Genomic DNA, 25794 nt, shown 5'->3' on the forward strand with positions numbered 1-25794 from the left:
AATGCGGTTTGTTGTTCCTATAGAAAACAGTGCTTTTACTACAACGAATAGTTAATTGTGGCTTTAGAAAATAAGTAGTTTCCTTTCAATGTGTAACAAAATATTATTCGAAATCAGCTTTAGTTAATCCAAGTAATTCAACGGCTTGTTGGTTTTTAGGAATATTTCTCCGAAAAACCAACAAATTTCTGAAATCGACCTAAATCCAAACGAAGTTAGAAAATTCTAGTTTTTCAAACTGCAAAATATGTGCGCTAATTACGTCACTTACAGATTTTCGAAATTTAAAAAAATCCGAAACGCTCAAAAACTAACTTGTTTTTTTGAGTGCTTTTTTCGAAAAAAATAGCGAAGCAAAAGTTTTGGTGACTTTTGCTTTGGGTAACACGACGCCACAGATTGGCTATCATTAAATTTAAGCTGAGTCGGAGGTATGGTTTATGGGTGCGAAGTTTATACCTGGAAAGCGCAGAAAGCGTGACACCATTAGAATGTATAGCCTGAAGAATCGAGCATCTTTGTTTGTGGATTCGTTTTTAGAGCAAACGTTTGCCTATACGTTAGAGCTTGACCCTGCAGTGAAGTCTTATGCAACACAGTCAGAGACGATGAATCTGGTGATAGATGGTGTCAAAGTGCATTATACACCTGATCTTTTAATTCAGTATCACGACGGTACAGATGCTTACGTCGAAATTCATCATTCCACTTTCACGGATGATGCTTATGAAGAAAAGTTTGAACGTTTTCAAGCATACTCCGCAAAAGTTACGAGCACACCACTGCATCTAGTCTCCGAAGAAAATTACCCGATAACACTGGGTAAGAGTTTAATGCTTATAGTATCGAATCGTTGTGACAAGCAATTAGACGAAATCAACATCGGACTATTGCCTGAGGAGTGTTCCTTCATTCAACTTTACCAATACTTATCTGATTCTGTAGAAAACCCTGCGGGGCTAATTTACGAACTCATTGCACGCAAAGTCTATGAATATGACCCGCTAGTTGTTCTTAACCCTAACGCATTACTTCTGAAGGCTGGTGCATAATGCTGGTTAGGCCTCAAGAACGGTATCAGCTGGATAATAACATCCCGTTTTCTGTTCTTCATCATGACAACTATAAAACCATTTTTGAAGAATGTGACGATAAGTCCAAAACACTAACCTTAACAGCGGATGAATTTAACCAGCATATTGCTGACGGAAGAATGGAGCCCATTCTTCGTGAACCAACACCAAGGCTCTTCACTGATAAACAAAAGTCAGTAAGGGATAAACGAGTGTTATACATGGAAGTTTTGGGTGAATTGGTCAGTAAACATGGGCTCCAGCCTACTACACGGGAATCATACGAGCGATTAATCAAAGAGGTTGAACGCAAACATCCTGAGTTAACTAGGTCAAATCATCCTGGAAAATCAACTATCTGCAGGCATTGGAAAGCGTGGGTAAATCATGGTTATGATAAAACTCAGGATTACTGTCTAGGTGAACATAATAACGTGGCAGCATGCTATAAAGCTTATTGTGACGAAATCAACAAGCACGAGAAGGACCTCGTGATGGTCAGTGAGAGCACCTACCGCAGAAGATTAAAAAAGTTCAGTGCGATTAACGATAAACTTGCTGATCCAAACCTTTCTCAAAAAGAAAGAAACCAGTTAATGAATAAACTTACTCACGCAATCAAAGTTGAATATGCTTTTCAACGAGTTGAACTCGATCGATTGGAGCTTAACCTTTGCCTCATTGATGACAAGACAGGTGAACCCACAGAACGAGTTTCAATTTATCTAGCTATTGATTGCTACTCTAGATGCATTATTGGCTGCGTTGTTGAAATTGGGCAAGGCGAGAATAAAGAAAGTGTAGTCAACTTAATTCAGAGTATTTTTACGTCTGACTCAAATGGTTGTGTCGGTGGCAAACCATACGAAATAGTAATGGATAATGGGCCTGGATTTAATAACGGCCTCATGAATAGCCTTTGCACAAACTTGAAAACGGGATTTAGATACAATCCTTCCAACATGCCAATGCGTAAACCGTTCGTAGAGTCTATTAACAACACAATCAAAATGTGTTTCCTAAAAGGATATAAAGTCCCTCTTGCTGATGGTAGTTATGTGGTAGGGATCTCAGGTTACCTCCCTAAGCGTACCCAGCAGCCAGAAAATAGCTCTAAAAACCTAAAGCAGGTAGCAAGAGTTAAGAAGTCTGATTTTTATAAGCACCTCAACGACTACATTATTCATTATCATAACAGTGTACACAGTCAAACCGGTGAGAAGCCGATTGAACGATTGCAAAACAGTATGATAATGAGTCCTAGTGCCGCAATTAATTTCGATAAGGTGCAATCTCAATTTCATGTTTTTACTAGTGCTAAGGAATATAAGCTGCAATCGGACGGCAGTATTAATATCTTTAAGCACAAATATGTCGGTTTAAAGTGGCTATCTAATGAGCTAGGCACATATGGATTAAAAGATGCGACGCCTTCCGTTACCGTAATGTATAACCCTTTTGATGGAAGAAAGGTAACCGTTGTCGCCGTCCACCCTAAGACTGGAGCCACACTTCAAGAAGTTGCTGAAATATACAGTGATGAATTCAAATCCCCGATTTCTGTCGAGGAGCTCTTGGGACACGAACCTAAATCAGTTGATTTGTTTGCTTTACAATTAACGACAGATGACACGGTATTGGCTAAACGTACAATACGGAAAAACCGTTCAGGTAAGCCAGTTAGAACTTATGAGGACAATAATGACAAGCAATTGAGTACTGCAGAACGGATCGCAGAGTCTCATGAAAATCAGAGAAACAACAAAACTTATCCAGCAAGAATTGCTGGGGTCGATAACGAGCCGGACAAAAAAGACATTGCATTTGACCCTAACAACACATGGGATTCAGAAAACCTTTGGGAGGACGATTGAATTACAATAACTACCGGGAAATCCCCTCGACGTTAGCTTTACACTACTCTTTAACGAAGGCGTGGGAGGCGATTAACCATATTCATTTGAACTTTAGAGGGGATCAAAAGCAATATGGCGTCTTGATTGTTGGCCCGTCCGGTGCAGGAAAGTCTTTTCTAGCAGAAAATTATGCTAAACAAGGAATGGTTAAGCAAACTGCTGAAAAAAGGACAATACCTATCCTCCACCACGAGGTTCAAATCGCCACCACCGCTCCTTCAACCCTACTGCGTAGTTTAATGGTAGAAATGGGGTCACCGGTGCCCCGTAAAACCATCGACTTTAGTGAGCTAATGGCGCAATTTAAAGCACTGCTGAAAGCATATGAAGTTGAACTAATCATTTTAGATGAGGTGCAACACACCCTCCCTAAGAATGATGGCATCAAAGCGCAAAATATGTTGAAGCTTTTTGCGAGCATGCTTGATAAATGTGGTGTGCCTATCGTATTTATGGGGACTAAAGCCGCACAACGACTTGTTACTTTCGGTCAAGATAACTGTGATTATTCTGATGATGAGCAGCTTTCTCGTAGGCTAACGTCTAGAGTTTTGCTGTCTGAACCATTACCAGTGACGAAAGAAGGTCTTGATGTGTTAAATTTTTTCATGGCTAAAATTAATCAGCCCGTACTTAATCCTGCTGAAGATAAAGAGCTTATTAGCAGGCTCTGCATGGCCTATTCAGAGCGTTCGTTTGGCGTACTGGGTAAGCTTTTTTCCGGATTTGATTACTCTGGGGTGACGAGCCGTGAAGAGTTGAGAGACGCATTTAAACAGAGCTTTGATTTAAATTGCATTAATGGTATCAACCCTTTTGATAGCAAAAAGATGGCATTGGAAAGGGTTTATCAGTTTGTCAAAAAGAGAAAGGAAGACTTGAAAGAAATGAGGGCCAACAATGCCAATTAGCCCTGTACCAATGCATAACGAAAGCGCTATTGGCTATACATTGAGGTTTGCCGCTAGAAATGGCTTTCATTATCTAGACTATCTTCTCGATGTTAAGACGATTGCAGGAATAGTTAAAGGTAGCCACTACCCAGCTCATATCGGGAAGCTAAGTAGCCTGTTTAAAGTAAGTGGTACCGCTTCATTAAGCCCCATTTTTAACCCCTTATTTAAAGAGAACAGGCTGTTAACGGCAAGGGTTTGTCTGGAGTGTGTAACACAGAATGGCTTTGTTCATGAAGAAGTGCAAAACCCTTTTAAATTCTGTTGCAGTGAGCACTCGGCCCCACTTATTAGCCAATGTTATCGCTGCAGCACTCCCCTAACCTGGGACGTTGGTTTACTTAATGGATTATGCACCAATAGAGCGTGCGGCATGCCACTCCAATTAAGTGGGCAAGCAACACTCCCAGAACTTACCGAACAACAGGTTTCAGATTGCATTGTCGCAAGTCGATACCTGGATTCACCTAACCTTTGTTCTCACAAGGTGTCTAAGTGGCCGAAGTTTTCTGATTATGAGGCAACGGTGTTATCAGGGTATCGGTTAATGACTCAGCCTGATGTCGCTGCGAAATGGCTAGCAACCTTGGCGCTTACTACTCCGAGCTGGTGGCCTAGTAATTTCAGGTTGTTACCATGCAAAAAACTCATTGAAGACATTACCTATTGGCCAAATAAGAACATATTTAGCAATTACAAGAGCCTATTAGAACAAGGAATAGCCAAAGCTGACTGCAATGTCCCCGTAGCAGATGCTTGTTCGCTCATTACGGGTTCAGCTAACTCTTTAAAGCGATTGCAACACGAAGGTGTGATACCGAGAAGTCACACAAAAATCAGTAGCCGTTCTAACGTAAACTTGAGTGGCTTACTTTGGATGCTGAACAGTTATAGAGGCCAAATAACTAACCAGTTACCACTATCAGAGCTTAGAAACGTTTTAGATTACTACGCGCTTGATATGGAGAGCATTCTTATTGGTATAAAGCATGAACGCTTATCGATTATCTATCAGCCGGGTTTAGATCTAGCAGGCTCAATTTTTGTTGAGGAGACTGAATTAACTCGTTTCGGTGTTGAAGAATTTAGGCATTACAGGCCCCATGATGTGTCAATTAAGAAAGCTCAGCGTCTAACCGGGCTATCTGAATCAACACTAAGGCGAATGAGAAAAACAGGACAGTTACGAAGGCCTCGAGTGAACTCACATGGTAATCACGACCGTTGTTGTTTTGAAGATGTTATTGCGCTTAGACAAGCGCATGAGTCGAAGCAGCTGCCTTTAAAGTTTGTACTAGAGTAGATAAAGTTATATTTCTGCCTTTGGCTTAGTTAGTAGCAAGTTCAAAGGCAGTTAATTAACCTATAGGTCACCAGGCACGTTTTTCAATAACTCAACCACATCTTTAGTCACGCTTTCTACCCAAGCCTTCCTATATGTTGAGTCCGCGAGCTTTGCCGAGTTCCCTTCATTAAAGTTTTTGAAGTTAATTTTATCGCCACTATATTTCCACGCTATCCACAACTCATCCTCAGAACTAGTTTGAACGAGTGTTTTGAGCAGCTCATTAAGTTTAGGAAGCTTTTTCGCGAACTCGTCTTTATATGCTCCTCGCGATCCATTTTTACAAACGGTAAATCCGTAGTAAAAGCAGTGGTCTACTTCTAGGTAGAAATGAACACTATAATCTTCAAAAGTTAGAATTTTATGCTGTAATCCATAATACAAGCTACGGTTATAAGTCTGGTAGAAGCTATTGCATACTTTCATGTCACGTTCTTCAAACTTATAATTTACAAAGGTAAAGTCGTAGTCGTGCATGCTTAGAGATGCCTGTAGCTCTACCCAAACTGTTCTTTGTAACTCGGCTTTAACCTCGCTTAAAACCTCTTCAATTTGAAGAGCATAGTTAAAATTATGACCTTGTAATAGTAAGTCTCTTATTTCCATTTTGTGCATCTCACTCAGTGTCTGTCCTGTTAGTTTTTCGACTAATTTTCTATATTGAATAATAGTTTCTCTTAATGACGGTAAGTCGTAGACTTCACGGATACAGGACTCAAGCCACTTGGTAATTACAGTCAAGTAGCTTATACACTGAACTTCATCTGGATTAAGAGAACCAAGACTCGTTATAGATGGTTCTTCTCCAAACAGTGTTAGGTAATAAAGGTGCTTTTTTTTATCGTGAAAATAATCATTCATAGCAAGATTGTAGCGTTCTAACTGTTTATCTTGATCCTGTGCATAAATTTTGTTCTCTATCACTATTACGTCATGTTTACCAATAAGCAGAAGATCTATTCTGCCACGCTCTCCTAACGTACGCTCAACTTCTAAGGTGAATTCACCATTAAACTTTTGGCTACTTTCAGATAGTTGCTGGAGAAGAAGACGTTGAAATATCCCCCCTTGATTATGTGTTCCTTTAGGGTTTAGTAGCTCACCTATAAAGCGGGAATGCAAAGCAACCTCATCAGATTCCCGGCGCAGGAGAGAAAAAATGTTAAAGTGACATTCATCGACTCTGTTAGTTTTCTCATACTTACGATCGACCAAAGATAATTCAACTAGTAATTTATCTAACATTAAATAAAGCATCCTTGTTTTTATTCTGTCCAGTATTTTGCTGTCTATATTGCTGTTCGTACCTTTCCCAGACTCGTGACTGCTCTAAAACTTTAATGAATTCACCACCATTAAATCCATTTGGATATAAAGTGAATTCTTCCGCGATCAATGACAGCTCTTCATTGGACTCTAATGAGCGGGAAATCTCTTTTTCTTGGTCACACAATAAGTGTGCATTGTCTGCTAGCGCAATAATAAGTTCCTCAATGGAGAGCTTCATAGCGCCTGAGAAATATTCATGGTCAAACTCAATAGAGGTATCAGCAATCAAGCCAATGACACGTGGAGATGTTGTTAAATTTATACGCCTAATAAGGCTATCTGCTTCTTGTAAGTTTGCTCGTACAGCCTTTGTCTTTTTTCTTACTTGTATGCCAGCTTTTCTCAGCGTTTTGTCGCGATGGTAGTAAATCTCATCTTTCGTTGTACGGTTAAATGTTGATTTGACTTCGATAACAATAACTATGTTATCAATCGCACAAATCAAATCTACTTCTCCAGCTTCTTTTCCGAGAGGGCTTGTATCTTCAAAGTTTCTTACTACAGTGAACCCTCTTCGCTCAAACGCATCCCCAAGCTGATTTTCAATTCTCGTTGTTTCGTCTTTTAGCGAACTTCTTTGATTAGCAAAGCGGCGAAGATTATTAACCGCACTTACGGATCCAAGTTGGCTTGACATTAGCCATGGAAGTTCAACGCAATATTGTCCAATTTTAAATATGGGTTTTTCAGTAAGTAGTGGCAAGTTTAGGTAGGCAGAGTTTTTAATCACTTGACTATACTTGCGTAAATCAAGACACCAAAAGTCCATTATCGCTTCTGCTGACTTGATATTGCCGGTTGGGAAGTCATTCGACACAGTCCAACCAACAATATTCTGCGCCTTTTCTTTCCATCGTGACCAAGTGATAGGGAATCGATTTTGTCCCGTAGCAGCTCCCTTCAAGGCAACTAGGGCAACAGCACCTTGCCAACCACCTACTCCAGCATGTTCTTCATAGAATGCAGCAATATAATCCTTTAAATAAAAGGCTGTCATTAGCTCTAATGATAACAGGGCTTGGAACAGGTTTACATTTAGCCCTGAACTGGTTGTCACATAACTGGTAAAACCATAGATACGCTGTAGCTCAAGCTTGATTGCAATGGCCTTGATATAAGCAATTTGGTTGCTGTCATGGTTTTCGGCCGTTCCAATCTGTTGAGTCGCCATCCCTGACGCAATGAACTCATCCATTGCTAAGTTAAACCAATACCCTCTTAGGGCTTTTTGTCTATTCCCGTTTCTAACCCAATTGTCTGCTATTTCACTTGCCTTATCAGTGGTCTTTAGAATCAATCTTTCATTCTTAACCGAGAATTCTATTGAGTCATCAAAACAGAATGGATGAACACTTTGAGATATAAACTCATCAAATTCGACTTGAGCTTGTATGAGTTCCTCAAAGAGAAGCAAAAGTGCTTCAGCAATTGAGCTATCTTGATCAGATGGGAAAACTAAAGGGATGTGATATTTCTTTAAGGATTTTGTAATCTTACTTTCACTTAACGAGAATTCATCTGTAGCACTATGCCTAAGCTTCCATTCTGTTAACTTCTTCAGTGCCCTTAATTGAGAGTCTGTCCTAATTTCACCACCATCGAATGAAACTGCTGGTTCAGCTAAGTGCTTAAAAGAATAAACAGCGGATAAAGACATAAGCTCAAATAGTGTTAAGCTCTTGAACGGTTCTCTAAGGTGATTAATTCGATTTTTCCTATCAGAATAGGCAGCTTGAAAAGCTTCACTTGTCGCTATGAGGCTATTTAGTTTATCAGGGGTTTTACTGGATAAAGCTTTAATTTCGTCCCACTTTAGGTGACTTTCATTAGTTACTATTTGCGATCTGCGTATTGCGACTAGAACGGTTTCTGGTGATTGACTAAAAACGTGGGTAACAAATGAAAAGTTAGATGCAACTTCCTGCGAAAAGTAGCGAGCTAACGCTAAAATAAAATCATCAGTTTTGTACAAGGAGGTGGGTATATCAAACACAAAATTTGAATGCCAAAAGGATTCATCTCGATTGGGGTGGGCCTTGTGTTTACTACCTTTACCAGGGGATCTATAAAGGTAGGCTTCGATAACAAGTTGATAAGGGCATTCAGATAAAGTTTTTCCCTTCAAAGACAACAAAAGCTTCTCGAAGTAATTGACGTCGCAGTCTAGCATTAAAAAGTCCATTTTCTATTTGTGATGAAAATATACTCTTATCGCTATGTTTTTAATAGACAAAATCCATAATATTTTTATTTCATTAGTGGCGTAAGCGATTAGTTTAAACTTTGCTTCATTCTTGACGAATTCGTCACATCGCTCGTCCGCTTGCAGAGTTGAATATTTGTAGTTCATACCGTAGGTTATCGCATGCGCGTTTATTCTTGCCCTGTTTACCGTTTGTTTCCCTTGCATCAATCCTATCTATCTGTATCTTATAATCGGACCTTATATACGGATCTCAATTTCGATGACATTATTCATAAGAAATCTCATTTTAGATGACGTCCTTCTGATCAAGGGGTTAGTAAGTCGTTGTTTACTTTATACGCCACATGAATGAGATTCTCATTTAGGCTGACAATTCCCAATTATTAGGAATTGTCACCCAATTTGAGAATCTCAGTCACGACATCGGATTCGACACCAATAGGAATCACGAAGTAACTGGCTGCCTATGGTTTCTCGTATGATAATTTTATTCTGTTAGCTGTTGGTTTATGGAGTCTTCAGCTGATTTACAAGTCTTCATCAGTTCTACTCGCTAATTGTTGACCCTAACCCATTTCTGGACAAAATCTATTTACCACGGCGAATATGGCGAAGCCATGTGCTAAGAAGCGAGAGCTAGGGATAACAAACTAGCCGTTAAACACGGATGTTATTGGGACACGGAACGCTACGCGACACGAAGAAAAGCAGCGGAAAAAGGCTCGTCATCAAACATTTTGATCTTTTGCTCTACGATCTTCTCCGTGACCTCCGTGACCTCCGTGACCTCCGTGAAAGCGAAGCGCTTCGTGGTGAGATTAACGCTTTGAGAAGAGGTATACTTTTCAATATTTTTAGGGTTTTACTTGCGCCGTGCTTCTGCAGTGTCTGCACATGCGATCATTTATTCACACCCATGTGATCACGACATTCGGACATCCTGCCTAGCACCCGCTGCAGACGATTAATCATTCTAAAGTGACAGTTTAGAGTGGACAGCCCTGTAGCAACAATATAAACATAAATGAATCAGGGTTCATTCGAAGCTAACCAACTTTGGGGAAGGAGTGAGATATGTCACTGATGCTGATGCCGAAGCCAGATTGCTTAAATCCGTCAAACGGCGCTACAAAATAGATGTAGCGCCTGAACATAGCATTGGCAAGTAATACAAAAATGTTGATGTCAGTACAGTTTAGGCTAACCTAATTAGTCAGAGAGTAACTCTTGTTTAATGTCTGTCTCTGGTTCTCTTTTCTCTGGCTTTCTTTGTAAGGCGTATACAGGCAAACCTAATAAAATCAGGAAGAAAGAATAAAAGACAATTTCCTGCCCTGCTCCCAAAATACAAAACAAACTATACACAAAGGTGCCAATGCCAAGAATGATGGCGCGGTTTCGTGCTGCCGATGGTTTGTCTTGTTTTAGAAAATAGAACTCTGCAATGGCACATAAGGTGTAAGCCATTAAGGTCGCTAACGTCGCCATCATCACTAAAAAAGTGAACGCACCGATCAAGCCTTTGGTGTAGTTCATTATCAATAGTACAGAGACAATTGCGCCCGATACCAGCAAACCAAATACTGGCGTACCATTTTTAGATAAACGTTTAAATCGCTTGGGAAACAGCCCATTTGTTGCGATGGCCATCGGCATCTGCCCACACATTAAGGTATTGGCATTTAAGGATCCTAACGTCGACAATAAGGCGCCAAGTGTCACGACTAACGCGCCAACAGGTCCCATTAGCCGTTCTGCTGCTAGTTTAAATGGCGCAGCAGAATCTTTCAGTTCGCTCGTAGGCACAGTTAGGTTCACCGCTAAACTCACCAATATATACAAAACCAAGATAGTCAGTACTGAGGCAATAATTGCTCTGGGTATGGTTTTTCCTGGTTTGATCACGTTACCCGCTGGAACGGTTGCGGATTCGATTCCTAGAAATGACCACATAACCAACATAGTGGCAGCAGATATTGCTGTAATGGGTGATAACTCAGTCGGATTGTATGCGGGTAGCATTTCCGGCTGCATATTGATTAAGCCCAATACTGCGAGGATTAACAAGGGCACGATTTTTAAAATGGTCGTGATCACTTGAAATATACTACTGCCCTTAATCGAACGAATATTCAAGCCGATAATCAGCCAAACTAAGCCTAAACATGCAACTAAGCTGGCTTGATGATGTTCTGCCAGTATCGGCACATAAGCTGAGAGATAACTGATAAATGCAATGGCGACACTCGCCACGGCCGTTAAACAGGAGATCCAATAGCACCAGCCGACAATAAATCCGGCCATAGAACCTAATCCTGAGTCAGCATAAATATACAAGCCACCCGTTTTAGGTATTCTCGTAGCTAACCTTGCAAATGTTAGTGCAATCAGCACCGTACCAGCGCCAGCAACTAGCCAGCTACCCAAACCTAACATGCCATAAGGTGCTAATAATGTCGGCATCATAAAGATCCCCGACCCAATTGCGCATCCTACAGCAAGCGCCCATACGCGCCAAAACCCCATGACTCTATGGTCTTGGGGATGTGAAGAGATGTTTTGTGTCATCTGGTGCCCTAGCGTTAAGCCGCTTGTTGAAATAACTCAATAATGGCTTTTAGGTCATCATCATTAATATTTAAGTGAGTGACCAAACGCATCTGCTCACCAGCAGGCAGCAATATATTGTCATTGGCTGCATGCTCAGCAAGGCGTTTTCTCATCGCTTGGCTAACGCTCACATACAACATGTTGGTGTTTGCCTGACCTAATGGGATACTAACACCATCGATTTGCCCTAGCGCACTTGCTAATTCACTTGCTCGGCGGTGATCATCGCTTAAGCGATTTATATTGTTTTGTAACGCATACAAGCCAGCAGCGGCAATAATGCCGGCTTGGCGCATACCGCCACCTAACATTTTGCGCCAATGCCTCGCCTCATCGATGAACTCATTTGACCCCACGAGTAACGAGCCAACAGGCGCGCCTAAGCCCTTAGATAAACAGATTGAAACACTGTCAAAATCTGCGGTTAAGGCCGCTGCGCTGGTGTTACCGGCAACGACGGCATTAAATAATCTTGCGCCATCTAAATGCATCCCTAGCTCATGGCGCAGTGCTATCGCTTTAACGGCTTGAGTGTAACCGTCAGGTAATGGGACACCACCATGAGTATTTTCCTGGCATATCAACTTGGTTCTGGCATAGTGAACATCTTTTGGTTTAATGGCTTTTTCCAGCTCACAAAGATCCATGCTTGCATCAGCTTGTAGCGTTAATGGCTGTGGCTGAATACTCCCTAATACCGCTGCACCACCGCCTTCGTAAAGATAGGTGTGTGCGGCGCTGCCAACAATGTATTCATCGCCTCGCCCACAATGAGACAGCAACCCCATCAAGTTGCTTTGTGTGCCAGAGGGACAAAATACCGCAGCTTGTTTATTGAGTAACTCAGCAGCAAAAGATTCAAGTTGCTTAACGCTAGGATCTTCACCATAAACATCATCACCCGTTTGGGCCTCAGCCATTAAGGTGCGCATGTTCTGACAGGGCTGGGTAACCGTATCACTGCGTAAATCGATTACTCCTGCCATGGTGTTTTCCCTTTTAAGGTTAGCTTTTTGCTGATGTAATCTTCTCGATTAGTGTAGCCGCCAGCAAGATGACGAAAACCGCTAAAAGCGCTGCGCGCATGTAGGACACGCCAATTATCAAACCATACCGCACGGCCTGGTTGTAATTGAAAGCTCACCTGAAATTTAGGATCATTAATTAAACGCTGAAACAGACCGTAAGCATGATAAAAAGCCTTTTGTTCACTGGCACTTAACATAAATGGACTGCGATCAAAGTTATTAAAACAAATCTGTTCAAACTGGCCATTGATATCTTCTCGCACGACCTCATGTTGGCCTCTCAATTGAACGCCAGGCTCAATATAGTGCGCAGGTACCTTAATTCTTTTTAGCGTCTCATAAGCGGCAGGATCTTCATCTTTTATGGTTTGAGCCACCTTAAAGCCGTCGGCAAATTGGTTGAAGGCGCCTTCGCCGTCAAAGGCTAAACAATGCAATAACTGCAAGCCTGGTGGGTCAAGTGTATAGGTACTGTCGGTGTGTAGGCCTATGCCAACACTGGTATAGGCACTGTCGCTATGAGCGCCATTATTAGAAAAGTCCCATAAACTACCAAATACGGTATCTCGAATATACCCGACTTGATTGAGCAACTTTTTAGTGGCTTGCATATTCGACGGCATGCCAGAAAAGGTCACTAAACCATACTGTTCCATGCTTTCTAACACAGGTAAAAAAGCAGCATCGTTTGCCGTTACCTGTTCAAAATCAAAATCTGGGACTTGGTTTTGTAGCTCGCTTGCCCACAATTGGTATGCCGGTTCTTTGACTGGGGAACATGCCATATTAAAAAGAAAATCAGCATCAAACTCGCTGACAAGATCAGCATCTAGCCATTGAATGCGTAATTGAGCGCCATTATTGATAACTTGGAACTGTTCTATCTGTGGCACTGCGGGTAAGGAAAAGGTTTCAACATCTCGTTGTAGTGTATCTGGGTTAAGGCTGGACTTATCGGTACTGTGATCCCTTAACCAAAATAAACTGAAGTTTGCTTCATTATTATTAGAAAATTGAATCGCAAGATTTTCATCTACACGTTCACATTTGTGAATATACATAAAATAGATCCCTAAGTTAACCTGTCAAATGACAGCTAACACAACAAAGAAACAACAATTAACCACCATAGCATCAACAATTTGCAATTATCAAGCGGTGAGCTCGAGAGCCTTATCATGCAGGTTTATATGCGAATCGACTCTTATAATGTTGTCATTGTGTTAGATTGGTACCAGTTATCTTGTCCTAAGGGCTATCCTCAACATACTGTGCCGTTAGAGGCATCATATGGAATTTATTCGACCAAACTTTTTCGAGCAAACTCAGTCAAAGGTTAACTAGCCATACAGCGTTTATAAACCAATATCTGACAGTGGCTTAATTTCATCCAGTCTTTAAATCTCATACCTATTAAATCAACTGCACTAATGGCTATTGATGAAAGTGTTAATCTTGTCTATTTTACAAATTAATTCCATTTTATTAATGGCTTAGCTAATTCCCCCCCATCGATTGGCTAGCATTAAGGCGAAACGTCCCCTTATATCGCCCTTACCCATTTATTCAATTCATGAGCCTCATGAGTAATCCTATATGAGTTAGCCTTTAGCATCTGATGCCATTTTTATTACTATTCGCTTCATTTTATAGGCTGTGAGTAAAATTGTTACCAAACATTAACATTGTCTGAATCGTTAAAGTCTTTTCTTTGAGGATTCACTACGCAGAATCGATGACCAGTCGGTGCTTGCATAACAACCCAGCGCTCAAAATGCTCGACGACTTTCGCACCAATCGCTGTTAAGCGCGCCACTTCAGCTGCAATATCATCGGTCTCAATATCAAGATGCACTCGACTTTCATGAGACGTTTTTTGAATCAATATATGTGGTTGCTCATCGGGTACGCTAAGGTGTGAATATCTTGAAGACCAGTCTTCACTAGAACGCACGCATTCTAGGCCTAAAGCTTGCTCCCAAAATATGTTTGCTTGTTCAATATCATCTACCTTGCTGTCTATCACCAATGCGGCCAATCTACTCTTATGCATAATGCTTTCCTTTGCAGTTAAATCACCTATTGAGACTATCTAAGCCTTTGCTCTCTTCTATCTTTTTTAACACTAACAGGGCTGGCGCTACATAGCACTTGTGTATTTTCGACTAACTTACACAATCTATAATCCAAGTATCAAGCACTGCTCTAGGGGCTGATTTGTTGTTTATCGCTCTACTATTAGCTTGCAATTACCAAGGATGAATTTCTCTAATTCATGGTTCACATCATTAGTTAGCCCTATTGTAGCTGCATTGTTTTACTGCTTAGGACATCGCAGTATCAATCCGATTGTTTTTCGTTAAAGGATAATAACGAAACCTCGGTAGCTTAATAAGGTCAAGATGCTTAACTTACTAAAACAGGAGTACAAACTGCTTCTGGGTGTTATTTCCGTTTTATTTTTCAAACTGATAGGAGATAATTTGATCGATGGGGAGCTGTCACTGTTTCCTTATATTATGCTCACTGGTGTACTTTTTTATGTCGTCATGAGTGCCATTTTTTCAGTTGTCCGTCATTCTGATGCGTTAGCGATTAAGCTAGGTGATCCATACGGCACGCTTATTTTGACACTTTCAGTGGTGATATTAGAAGTCATCATGGTGTCTTCTGTTATGTTGACCGGTGAATCGAATCCCTTTTTAGCTAGGGACACGATGTTTGCCGTAGTGATGGCAGTACTCAATGGTTTTGTCGGTATTACATTGCTGATTGGCGGGATGAAACATCATACGCAAACCTTTAACCTCGATGGCATAAAGTCTTACTTAGTGGCTATTATTCCCCTAGCCCTGCTCTGCTTGGTGTTGCCAAACTTTACTCGTTCAGACGAGTTAGGCAACATGTCTACCAGCCTTACTTGGACACTCATTCTCGTGTCGATGGCGCTTTATGCAGTGTTCCTTTTTGTGCAAACGCGTAGTCATACCGACTATTTTATTGACGCTGATAACGAAGATCATGAGGAACACCATGGTCCACTAAACAGTAATGCATTCCATACGATTATGTTGATCTGTTATTTAGTGGTAGTTATCTTGCTGGCCAAAAGCCTTGCGATACCGATTAACGATAGCATTACCGAAATGGGAGCGCCTGTTGCGTTAGGCGGGTTAGTTGTGGCGCTGATTATTCTTGCACCTGAGGCTGTAGGTGCGGTAAAAGCGGCGTTTACCAATCAGTTGCAACGGGCCATGAACCTCTTCTTCGGCTCAGTACTTGCGACCATAGCGCTAACTGTCCCTGCAGTGTTACTCATTTCAGGCGTGATGAACGAGCCTATCCAACTGGGTCTTGCTCCTGCAGAAATGGTGTTGCTCGGTGCCACACTGTTGATGACGAGTGTCAGCTTTAGTAGTGGCAAAACGAATTCACTCAATGGTATCACTCACCTGATTTTGTTCATCGCCTACATCATCTTGATGTTTGATTAACGGTTGCAACTGGCTCTGACTCGCTAAGTCAGAGCCGTTTTCTTTTATACTCCTTTATTGTTACGACACACTTGTTACAACTCCATTTTACAGCTCCGTTTTACAGCTCCGTTTTACAGCTCAGCTTTTCTTGTTGACGACTTGTGTTTAACGCTGATATTGCTCTAGCAATTCGTACTCGCTTGGTAGTTCTGCTGATTAATCTGTGATTATGTCTTTGTACATCTGCGTAAATTCATCCAACAAGCGACTCATGTCAAAGCGAGTAACTTCTACAGCAAACACAGTTTTATTCTCGTCTTGTTTTAACGGCTCGCCATTAGCAGTCTGTTAAGAACGGCTTTGATTCATCTGACCTATAAGCTTTTTACGCATTAACGATAGCTATCGTAATGAAACGATTGATTAAATCGCTATTTCCCTTATGCTTAATACTCGCTGCTTGTTTTCTTTATCCCGCCACCAATGCAAGGTCACACATGAAACAACTTCAAGATCTAGACCTAAACCTGCTCAAATTATTAAAAGCTGTCGTCGAGACACGCAATACTCATGCGGCGGCCGATAAACTTGGGATCTCTCAAACGAGTGTCAGTCGAGGTGTGGCTAAATTAAAGGAAGCCTTTGGCGATCAGCTTTTTATTAGAAAAGCACATGGTGTTGAACCTTCGGAGTTGGCAGAGAAATTGGCTGAGGCTGCTGACGAAATGTATAACCCAATTGCTAAGGTTATGCAGTCATACCAAGATTTTTCACCTCAGGATTTTAAGGGGGAAATTTCTATCGCGTTAAATATCTTCTTACTCGAGTTATATGGTGATGGGATATTTCATGCGCTTAGAGCTGTGTTGCCCAATGCCAGTTTTAAGATGGTTTACTGGCAAGACAAGAGTCTCACCGAAATGCTAAATGGACAGATAGACTACATGCTCCAGCTGACTGGCTTTCCACTTCCGCAAGATATTTATCAGCATAAACTAACTGAAGTCAAATTGTGCTTAATTGCACGTAAAGAGCATCCGGTTTTGAGTAACACCAGTGAATGGGAAAATATTCATAACCTACCTATTACCCGAATACTCATCGATGGGCTCCATGGCAAACGTGCTCCAATTGCTGAGTTATACAAAGCAAAAGGGTATCAGGCAAATATCGTTCTCTCGACTCACAGCATTACCGTATTACAGAGTAAGCTAAAGTACTCCGATGCAATTTCTTTTGGTAGTAGCTTTATGACGGCTAATGAACCTGAGTTAAGCTGCTACCCTTTGCCACTTTTACCGAAAGAGTTACGCCAAATTCAAGTTGATGGCGGTTATTTACAGTCAAAACGTGGCTTCCCACTGTATCAGTTATTACACCAAACGATGCAAGACTATTTTGATAGCGTCATTCAGCCTAAAGAGATGTAGGCAGCAAGCTTAATCCACTAGTTCGTTGAATTTCGGTGTACCGCAGCCGTTTTAGCTGGGTACATTACCGAATCTTTAATCTCGTATTTATATTCATAACTGAAGTCGGGGAATGGAAATGCTTGATCGTCATTCCATTTCTTAACAACTTGAGCGGCTTTAATTTTCTGCTCTATATTGTCATTATTGTCTTTATCTACAAATTGATATTGGGTGGAATGCGCGATGCTCACGCCAACTTGCTCAACATGTTGCAATGCTGAAAATATAATATCTTCTTGTACGGCAAGGAACTCCTCATGATCACGGCAACGAATGTAAGCCATCATATTGATGTTTATTGCATATTCACCGATCCCTGTTAACCTCACTCGAACGGGCTCCTCTTCAACCATGGGGTGCTGTAGCAACAACCTGCGAAGATGCACGATTAACACTCTCAGTTGCTCTCGCGTGGCTTCGGGGCGTAATCTAAGTAAATGATCCAACCTTCTTTTATCCCTGCGCTCTAAGTTATCGATCTCCATATTGGCAAACTCTGAATTTGGTATTGTAATTAGAGAGCGTTCTAAAGTTCGAATACGTGTAGAGCGAAGTCCTATACTCTCAATCGTGCCCCAATTATCTCCGTAGCGGCAAAACTCTCCGAGTTTCACGCCGCCATCAGCATAGAGTGTTAATCCATTAATGACGTTCTCTAGTACGGGACGAATGGCTAAAGCAACGGCTAAGCCCCCAACTCCTAAACCTGTCAAAATCGGTGAGATAGAGAACCCCATAAACTCAACAACATAGACAGCTAAAACAATAATTATCAGGCCTGCAAAGATCCGTGCAAGCACCGTGATTAAAGAGGAGTCTACATGTTTACCTTGATACTTCTTGAACACATAGATGTTGGCAAAATAATTAAAAATGGCCATGATGAGCCAAGATACAAGAAAGAATTGCACAAATAGAAATGATGTTGAAAAAAACTGGTAAACACTACCAGTGATCCAAATACCATCATCGACTATCGCCCTAGCAATAAACAATACAACTACAGCGCCAACCAAGGAAATAACTTGACCAAGGCGCAATTTAACCCCACGGTGCTGCCAGTAACAATTCCAATGAGAGCCCAATACAAAACACAATTTGATGAGTGTTGTACACAATAATACAAGGCTAAACAGTGCTAACCATTGCCACAATGGCAAAGAGCCATGTAGCTGCTTCAGAGCCTGAGGTAAGGACTGAATCAAAGCTTTAGAAAATAATGGACCGGGGCTAATTAAAAACTCTTGGTAATAATCGCTACGAGCTTCAACCTGATGATTTACGGCAGACATCGTTCGGTACCAGCGCGGTAAGCTTTGGATGGTGTGAGAGCTAAACAGAAACTGTTCTGCGTTGTCTCCAAGTGTTTGCTTAGACAACACTATCTCGGTATTGGAAAGTCGCCAATGGGCAAGCGAATGATTTCTGACTTGCTCAAGATCAGGCGCATTTAAGTGTATTTCAACGTCTAAACGATCGATGATCTCCCTTAGTAAAATGATCCTTTCCATCACTACAACTTTACGACTACGATTGGGTACCAGTGATAGATCCATGGTTCTTATGGCCTGTGAGTAGGCATGTGCTGCTTCAGGACTGTGCAGCTTCTCTTGCTGCCAATGCTCAATAACCACATCTGAAGCAGCCATGAAACTGGCCAGAGTGCTTTGTGGGCTAGACGTGTCAGCCAATGTTAATGGCGTACCAGCAGTCGCTGCAGCATTTAATAAACTCAAGCAAAGCCCCAGCATTAAAGCTTGGAATCGGTTAAGCACAATATTCACCTCGCTGGAATTGTTTATATTCGTTGCTGCTGTGTTTCTGTGGTCTCAGTTTTTAACGCGCTCACAGTAACAACATGTCATCTCAGTCTTACAGAAGTATGTTGATCATCCATATGTTGATGAGCCACTAAAAAGGCTACGTAATAGCCTTGATAAGCGACTGAACTCTGGAAAGTCGAATGTTCATCTAAGATTTTTCAAGCAATAAATCACATCCCTGTGGATAAGAAATTAATTGATATGCTTATCAAAAAACAGCCCTATTTCTCTTAAGGCATCTTCTGATTCAGGGAGTTCGGTCACGATACCATTGATATAATCGCCATGAGATTGTCCGTCATAGATGTGAAGCTCGGCCTCAACATTTGCACTTCGTAATAGACGATGCATGCGCACCGTGTCACTTAATAGCAGATCTCTTGTTCCTGATATAAACATCGTCGGTGGAAAGCTTTCGATTTTTGCATAAATCGGAGATATCAGTGGATTATCGAGAGCCTCTCCAGCCGCATACACCTCAAACGTACCTTGAATGAGTCCATCCCGCTGACCCAGCGGATCTAACCCTTTAAGCGTAAGCCAAGAGTCTGATGTTTCTTTAAGATCCACGGCAGGTGTGCCAATAAATAGTGCTCCTGGAGCTGGAAGGTTTAGTTGCTGCAACTTTAGGGTAGTCGCTAGCGTTAAGTTCCCCCCTGCCGACGTACCGAACATTGCCGTTGACTCAGGTGCTTGGTGTTTAGTGAGCTCAGTCCACACTGCGACAGTGTCATCAATGGCTGCTGGGAATGGATGTAGCGGTGGCTGTCGATAATCCACCGAGATCACTTTGGCACCGAGACCATTGGCTACCCATATTGCTTCGCGTAATGCTGACTTCCCGCCGCCGAAGACGAATGCCCCGCCATGAATATGAAATAATTTTTTACCCTCGTACTCTGGCGCGATGTTCTTAGGCGTCACGATGAAGGTATCGACCCCAGCAACTTGCTTAGATTCATACTCTACCTCGAGTCTTAGCGCGGCTTCTTTTGAAAGTTCAATGCCTGGGGCATCGAACAGCTGTTGTAGTGTTAACCACTCTTTCGTGCTCTCGGGGACGGCTAATGCTGGCGGAGTATTTCGTCCCTCTACAATGGTTGCAAACTCAGCAGAAACCCCCGTAGGTGTGGGAATAATACGTTCGTTTACAGCCATGTTTGCGTATGCTGTAGTGCCAGATAAGCCTAAAAATAATGCAGGGATAATCGTTTGTAATTTGGTTTTCATGGTAACTCCAGTTGGGGGTTCACTATTTGGTAATGAATTAACTGAAGCCATTATTCACTTTGGCGGTGTTCTGAGCGATGAATTAGAGAAATTCAATATTGACGTTAACTTTTAAGCATTTCTGAAGTCGTATTCAGCTGCTCACAGGGCTTTCCCACACTTGCTGTATATTCGCAGCATCATGCGGTGGATAACTTACTGCAGCATACTGCTCACAGATAATCGTTATCTTTATTGCGCAGAATGATACAAAACCACTATACTGTATAAATATACAGTTAGCGTGTTTTTTTAGATGAACATCATTCCAATTGCCGCCAGTGCTGGCATTACCGGTTTTGAATCTCCAGCCACAGATTACAGGCAACTGCCGTTAAGTCTTGATGAATTGCTGATTGAGCACCCAAGCTCGACCTTTATCGGTCAGGCCAATGGTGACTCAATGCAAGGGGTAGGCATTTTTGATGGCGACATTTTAATCGTCGATAGGCATGTCGAAGTGCGTAACCAAGACGTTATCGTCGCCAACTACAATGGCTCTTTCGTTTGTAAGATCATCGACAAGGTCAACCGACTTCTTCTGTCCGCTAACGAATCCCATATGAGTACCCCTATTCTTGAACACGATACTTTTAGTGTTGAAGGCGTGGTGATCCGCTCTATCCGTTGTCACCGTAAAAGCCCTATTCTTGAGAACGACTAATCATGTATGCACTTGTGGATGCTAATTCCTTTTATTGCAGCGCCGAACAGGTGTTCAGGCCTGATTGGCGTAACCGCCCTATCGTCGTGCTCAGTAATAATGACGGAATGATTGTGGCGGCGAACAGATTGGCCAAAGAGGCTGGAATTAACAAATTTGGACCTTACTTCGAAGCTCAAAAACTGTGTGAGCAAAAAGGCATTATCGCGCTTTCATCAAACTATGAGCTTTATGGCTCGTTATCTGCAGCCATGATGGAGGTGATTGGCCGCTTTGCCCCGGAGCAGCATATCTACAGTATCGATGAGTCGTTCCTCTCGTTTAAGCACTGTTACCCTGCGATCCCGTGTCTGACAGAGCATGCGATGAAGTTAAGACGTGCGGTTTGGAAAGAAACGCGGCTTCCTGTTTGTGTGGGGATTGGCACGACGCTAACACTGGCGAAGATTGCCAATCACGCCGCCAAAAAACTCCCCGGCTATAACGGTGTCTGCGCCATCACCTGTGATGAACAGCGCCTGGCTATTTTAAAGACAATGAAAACCGAGGATGTATGGGGCGTGGGTAGGCGTATAGCGAAAAGACTCGCGGTAATGAATATTCACAGCGCTTTTGCTCTGTCGCAGATGAGAGCTGGTATCGCACGTAAGCAATTTAGTATCGAACTTGAACGTACTGTCCGCGAGTTGAACGGCGAAGTGTGTAAGACCTGGGATGAGGCGCGTGCTGATAAGAAACAGATCTTTTCTACCCGCAGCGTCGGTAACAGGATTACCGACTTAACGTCCTTGTGTCAGGCATTAAGCAAGCATGCTTCAACCGCCGCAGCTAAAGCCAGAACTCAAGGTTCGCTATGCAAAAGTATGCTGATTTTTGCCTCAAACTCCCCGTTTGATGAACACCCTAGTGGATTTAAGTACGTCCACCATTTTTCATATCCAACAAATGACTCCTGTGAACTTATAGAGGCGGCAACTCGGGCGGCTATCGTTAGGTTTAATCCGGCTATTCGTTATTACAAAATCGGTGTTGGGTTGATTAATTTATGCAGTGAGGCCAACCTGCAGCAAGACTTATTTGAAAGCTGCAGAAACCCCAATAGAATGCATGTTTTAGATAGCATTAATGCTAAATATGGCACAGACACCTTATTTCTGGCCGCTCAAGGCATATCGCAGAAATGGGGCATGCGCAGAGAGATGCTGACCCCCCAGTATACGACTCGCTGGCGCGACATCCCTTCAATAAAATGTTAACCCTCAGCTAACACCATAGATAACATGCTTAAATGTACCCTCTTCACAGCATTAAATCGGCTTCACTTTTGTGCTTATTTAGTCACTTACATTGTGACTACTACAAACAGGGTCTAGTATTTGTTGAAACCAATAAATACCTAGCCGCGCAATCAGTTATTTAGCAGTAGTTCCCCGCTCGGCTTATGTCACTAACCTAACTGGGTTAAAAAAATGAGCGAAAATCCAACACCAGCACCAACAGAGCCTGAATCCCAATCCCATTTCGTACGTAACCTTATTATCGCAACCATAGCGATTGTCATCTTAGTTACCCTCAGCTATTTCTATATTCAGCATCAAAAAAATTACCCAAGCACCGATGACTCCTATGTACACGCTAATATTATCTATATTGCTCCGCAAGTCAGCGGCAAGGTGATAAGTGTTAATGCATCAGATTATCAAAAGGTTAGCCAAGGTGACTTGCTGATGCAGATAGACCCAGCTCCTTTTCAAGCTAAACTCGATGAAGCCCGTGCCGCCTACGAGATAGCATTACAAGATAATGCTGCCAGCGATGATGCAATCCTTGCTGCCAGCGCGAATGTTAAAAGTGCTGTGGCTCAATTGTCTGATGCCCAGATAACGCATAAGCGTATTAAAGACTTAGTTGATAAAGCATTGCTACCTGCTCAGGAGCTCGATGATGCTAGCGCCAAGCTTGCTGCTGCCGAGCAAAGCGTCATAGCCGCCCGCGCTACCATGTCACAGCTGATTAAATCCCAAGGGGCGCAAGGTAATGCCGCACCAGAAGTAAAAAAAGCCGCCGCAGCCCTCAGTCAGGCTAGCCTGTCTCTTTCATACACCAATATCTTTGCCCCCAAAAATGGCAGCTTAGGTAAGTTAACCGCCCATGCGGGGAGCGTGGTATCGGTCGGTCAAGCATTGGTGCCTTTGGTTGAAGCCAATACCTATTGGGTACAAGCCAACTTTAAAGAAACCCAGCTAGAGCTGATCACTGAAGGGATGCAAGCATCAATCACTCTAGATCTCTATCCGAGTGTGGATTATCACGGCACCATTGAGGCTATTTCTCCTGCAAGTGGCTCATCGTTTTCACTGCTGCCGCCAGAAAATGCGACGGGTAACTGGGTCAAGGTTCCGCAACGCTTTCCAATACTCATTCACCTCACGAATGAAACTGAACATCCAGATTTTCCGTTACGGGTGGGCGCCAGCGCAAATGTCACTATAGATACCGTTAGCACACCAAAACAAGAGCACTAATATGGCCGACCTCTCTCAGGCATCGTCAAACACAGACGATGCTCAAGTATTAAGTGAAGGCAGTCGTAAACTGGTGACCTTGGCGGTGATGTTATCCGCAATCATGGTGTTACTCGATATGACGATTGCGAACGTTGCCCTTCCGCATATGATGGGCGCACTCGGGGTGACTTCCGATCAAGTCACCTGGGTACTGACTTCCTATTCTATGGCGGAGGCGATATTTATTCCGCTAGCCAGTTTTCTAGCCCTTAAATTTGGTATTCGTAATCTACTGCTGATCTCAGTCAGTGGGTTTATTGTCAGCTCGGCACTTTGTGGCCAAGCCGATACCATTGCTGAAATGGTGACCTTTAGAGTGATGCAAGGGGCATTTGGTGCTTCCGTCATCCCGCTCTCTCAGTCAATCATGGTGCAGATCTATCCCGCTAATCAACGTGGTAAGGCGATGGCACTGTTTAGTGTCGGTGTATTGCTCGGGCCAATTTTAGGGCCGACACTCGGTGGGATCATTACCGAAAATATGAATTGGCGCTGGATCTTTTACGTTAACCTTCCCGTTGGCGCCATCTGCCTTACGCTGATTTACTCCTTTGTTAAGCTCAGTGGTAAAGGTAAACCAAAAATTGATTGGCCAATCGTTATTGCAATGACCATAGGTATTGGTCTGCTGCAGATGGTGCTCGACCGAGGGAATGATGAATCTTGGTTTGAGTCCAATACCATCTTGTTTTCAGCCATTATTAGCGCCATTGCGATTATTTTCTTTGTTGCACGCTCTTTCATTACTAAGAGTGACATTGCCCCGGTTTGGTTATTGCGAGACCGTAATCTTGCTATGTCATGTCTGGTGATGGCAGGCTTTTCGATGGGGATGTTTGGTATTACTCAGCTACAGCCCATGATGCTAGAGCAGCTATTAAATTATCCGGTTGAAACCACAGGTTTTGCGATGGCACCAAGAGGACTCGCTTCCGCTTTCGTTCTGTTGATGATGGCGCGCTACATGGATAGGATTGATGCCAGGCTATTGATTGTTATAGGTCTGAGTCTAAATGCGCTGGGAACCTATTTGATGACTCAATATTCCCTTGAGATAAACATCTATTGGATCCTACTGCCAAGTATCATACAAGGTGCTGGAATGGGTTTAGTTTTTGCTCCTCTTAGCCAATTAGCTTATGCAACCTTAGCCCCTAAAGACACTATTGGCGGGGCTGTAGTGTTCAATTTATGCCGCACCATTGGTGGCTCTTTCGGGATATCTATTGTGAATACCTATTTTTTCCGTACCCAACAGCAAGAATGGAACGAATTAGGCGGCGCACTTTCGCCAACCAATCCGGCTTTACAACAGGCAGCACAAGCTCAAGGAACGACTATCACCGACCCGACATTTTTGGCTCAGGTCCAAAACATGTTGCATCAACAATCAACCCTAACGGCATTCGTATTTACCTTCGGATTTCTGTTGGTCTCTTATCTTTGTCTGATCCCGCTATTGGCCCTGTTTAAGCCAAAACCTAAAGTTGTGTCCGAGTCGTAATCATCAAGATCGAAATCATCAAAATAATAACGGGTTAACCTTTGGTGGTTTTTTAAGGCGTGGGGAATAACTACCAGAGTAAACTCGAGCGAAAAAGTCTATTGTTCGCTCGAGTTCGTAGCCAGCAGTAACAAGCCGGGCTACATTTTTAGCCAGAGTTGATGGAAAGTGATAATTAACGATAAGAAAAGATAGGACTGAGTCTTGGTTGTCTTTATATATCAAGGCAATGGCTTACAATACAGCGCAATTGCCTTGAGTCTGCATGATTTTATTCCGATGTCGTTGGATCAATAATCGTTCTAACTTGATTAACGGCTTCTATTGGGAACTCCCCCATTTCCGCGTGTTTTCTGATCCAGCTTTCATCAGGTGCAATATAAACACAATAGATCTTATTATCGGTAATATAACTTTCAACCCATTGTACTTTGGGCCCTAACGCTTCTAGCACATCACAAGACTTCCTAGAGATCCCCTGTAAATCGCTAGCCGACAAATCCCCGGCACCGGGAAGTAGTCTTTCTATCACATATTTTGGCATGTTAACTGTCCTCTC

At 42.5% G+C, this 25794-nt stretch carries 19 protein-coding genes; 10 read left to right on the top strand and 9 right to left on the bottom strand.

Annotation, left to right across the window (positions count from 1 at the left end; all coding sequences use genetic code 11):
• Positions 1-440 precede the first annotated feature (440 nt).
• The 4 genes from Q1A86_RS07670 to Q1A86_RS07685 all read left to right on the top strand — a co-directional run bounded on the left by Q1A86_RS07670 (position 441) and on the right by Q1A86_RS07685 (position 5245).
• Positions 441-1052 carry a TnsA endonuclease N-terminal domain-containing protein gene (locus tag Q1A86_RS07670; RefSeq protein ID WP_299804991.1) on the top strand — a complete coding sequence of 204 codons (612 nt, stop codon included), beginning with the start codon at positions 441-443 and terminating at the stop codon, positions 1050-1052.
• The gene (locus Q1A86_RS07675; RefSeq protein ID WP_299804993.1) at positions 1052-2947 is read left to right on the top strand and encodes a hypothetical protein; all 1896 of its coding nucleotides are present in this window, start codon (positions 1052-1054) and stop codon (positions 2945-2947) included. Before Q1A86_RS07670 ends, Q1A86_RS07675 begins: the two co-directional genes overlap by 1 nt.
• The gene (locus Q1A86_RS07680; RefSeq protein WP_299804995.1) at positions 2944-3900 is read left to right on the top strand and encodes a TniB family NTP-binding protein; all 957 of its coding nucleotides are present in this window, start codon (positions 2944-2946) and stop codon (positions 3898-3900) included. Before Q1A86_RS07675 ends, Q1A86_RS07680 begins: the two co-directional genes overlap by 4 nt.
• A gap of 415 nt (positions 3901-4315) precedes the next feature.
• Complete coding sequence (locus Q1A86_RS07685; protein WP_299804997.1) at positions 4316-5245, top strand: hypothetical protein; 930 nt, start codon at positions 4316-4318, stop codon at positions 5243-5245.
• A 60-nt stretch (positions 5246-5305) separates the two neighbouring features.
• On the opposite strand, the gene Q1A86_RS07690 is transcribed toward Q1A86_RS07685, so the two are convergent.
• The 6 genes from Q1A86_RS07690 to Q1A86_RS07715 all read right to left on the bottom strand — a co-directional run bounded on the left by Q1A86_RS07690 (position 5306) and on the right by Q1A86_RS07715 (position 14513).
• Entirely contained in the window at positions 5306-6532 is a 1227-nt protein-coding gene (locus Q1A86_RS07690; RefSeq protein ID WP_299805000.1) for a PD-(D/E)XK nuclease family protein, read from the bottom strand.
• The gene (locus Q1A86_RS07695) at positions 6522-8786 is read right to left on the bottom strand and encodes a hypothetical protein (RefSeq protein WP_299805003.1); all 2265 of its coding nucleotides are present in this window, start codon (positions 8784-8786) and stop codon (positions 6522-6524) included. The genes Q1A86_RS07690 and Q1A86_RS07695 overlap by 11 nt, the downstream gene beginning before the upstream one ends.
• Before the next feature lie 1245 nt (positions 8787-10031).
• Positions 10032-11390, bottom strand: coding sequence for an APC family permease (locus Q1A86_RS07700; RefSeq protein WP_299805005.1), 1359 nt, complete (start codon positions 11388-11390; stop codon positions 10032-10034).
• Positions 11391-11404: 14 nt separating this feature from the next.
• Complete coding sequence (gene ltaE, locus Q1A86_RS07705) at positions 11405-12418, bottom strand: low-specificity L-threonine aldolase (protein WP_299805007.1); 1014 nt, start codon at positions 12416-12418, stop codon at positions 11405-11407.
• Complete coding sequence (locus tag Q1A86_RS07710; protein WP_299805009.1) at positions 12406-13521, bottom strand: trimethyllysine dioxygenase; 1116 nt, start codon at positions 13519-13521, stop codon at positions 12406-12408. Before Q1A86_RS07710 ends, ltaE begins: the two co-directional genes overlap by 13 nt.
• 608 nt (positions 13522-14129) lie before the next feature.
• A complete protein-coding gene (locus Q1A86_RS07715) occupies positions 14130-14513 on the bottom strand; it encodes a VOC family protein (protein ID WP_299805012.1) in 384 nt (127 codons plus the stop codon).
• Between the two features lie 349 nt (positions 14514-14862).
• On the opposite strand from Q1A86_RS07715, the gene Q1A86_RS07720 reads away from it, so the two are divergent.
• Both Q1A86_RS07720 and Q1A86_RS07725 read left to right on the top strand, forming a co-directional pair.
• Positions 14863-15954: a calcium:proton antiporter gene (locus Q1A86_RS07720; protein WP_367277896.1), complete on the top strand. Its 1092-nt coding sequence runs from the start codon at positions 14863-14865 to the stop codon at positions 15952-15954.
• A gap of 479 nt (positions 15955-16433) precedes the next feature.
• Positions 16434-17366 carry a LysR family transcriptional regulator gene (locus Q1A86_RS07725; protein WP_299805016.1) on the top strand — a complete coding sequence of 311 codons (933 nt, stop codon included), beginning with the start codon at positions 16434-16436 and terminating at the stop codon, positions 17364-17366.
• A gap of 17 nt (positions 17367-17383) precedes the next feature.
• Here Q1A86_RS07725 and Q1A86_RS07730 read toward each other — a convergent pair whose 3' ends face one another.
• Positions 17384-19144, bottom strand: coding sequence for a mechanosensitive ion channel domain-containing protein (locus Q1A86_RS07730; protein WP_299805019.1), 1761 nt, complete (start codon positions 19142-19144; stop codon positions 17384-17386).
• Positions 19145-19423: 279 nt separating this feature from the next.
• Positions 19424-20461, bottom strand: a complete 1038-nt coding sequence (locus Q1A86_RS07735; RefSeq protein ID WP_299805021.1) for an alpha/beta hydrolase — start codon at positions 20459-20461, stop codon at positions 19424-19426.
• Positions 20462-20756: 295 nt separating this feature from the next.
• Between Q1A86_RS07735 and Q1A86_RS07740 the strand changes: the two genes are divergently transcribed.
• From Q1A86_RS07740 to Q1A86_RS07755, 4 genes are all read left to right on the top strand, one after another.
• The gene (locus Q1A86_RS07740) at positions 20757-21164 is read left to right on the top strand and encodes a S24 family peptidase (RefSeq protein WP_299805022.1); all 408 of its coding nucleotides are present in this window, start codon (positions 20757-20759) and stop codon (positions 21162-21164) included.
• Positions 21165-21166: 2 nt separating this feature from the next.
• Positions 21167-22420: a Y-family DNA polymerase gene (locus tag Q1A86_RS07745; protein ID WP_299805024.1), complete on the top strand. Its 1254-nt coding sequence runs from the start codon at positions 21167-21169 to the stop codon at positions 22418-22420.
• Between the two features lie 213 nt (positions 22421-22633).
• Positions 22634-23689: an HlyD family secretion protein gene (locus Q1A86_RS07750; RefSeq protein WP_299805027.1), complete on the top strand. Its 1056-nt coding sequence runs from the start codon at positions 22634-22636 to the stop codon at positions 23687-23689.
• Between the two features lies 1 nt (position 23690).
• Positions 23691-25235: an MDR family MFS transporter gene (locus Q1A86_RS07755; protein WP_299805029.1), complete on the top strand. Its 1545-nt coding sequence runs from the start codon at positions 23691-23693 to the stop codon at positions 25233-25235.
• A gap of 271 nt (positions 25236-25506) precedes the next feature.
• On the opposite strand, the gene Q1A86_RS07760 is transcribed toward Q1A86_RS07755, so the two are convergent.
• Positions 25507-25779, bottom strand: coding sequence for a DUF4242 domain-containing protein (locus Q1A86_RS07760; RefSeq protein ID WP_299805031.1), 273 nt, complete (start codon positions 25777-25779; stop codon positions 25507-25509).
• Positions 25780-25794: the final 15 nt, after the last annotated feature.

The organism is uncultured Shewanella sp., from assembly GCF_947497935.1.
Lineage (GTDB): Bacteria > Pseudomonadota > Gammaproteobacteria > Enterobacterales > Shewanellaceae > Shewanella.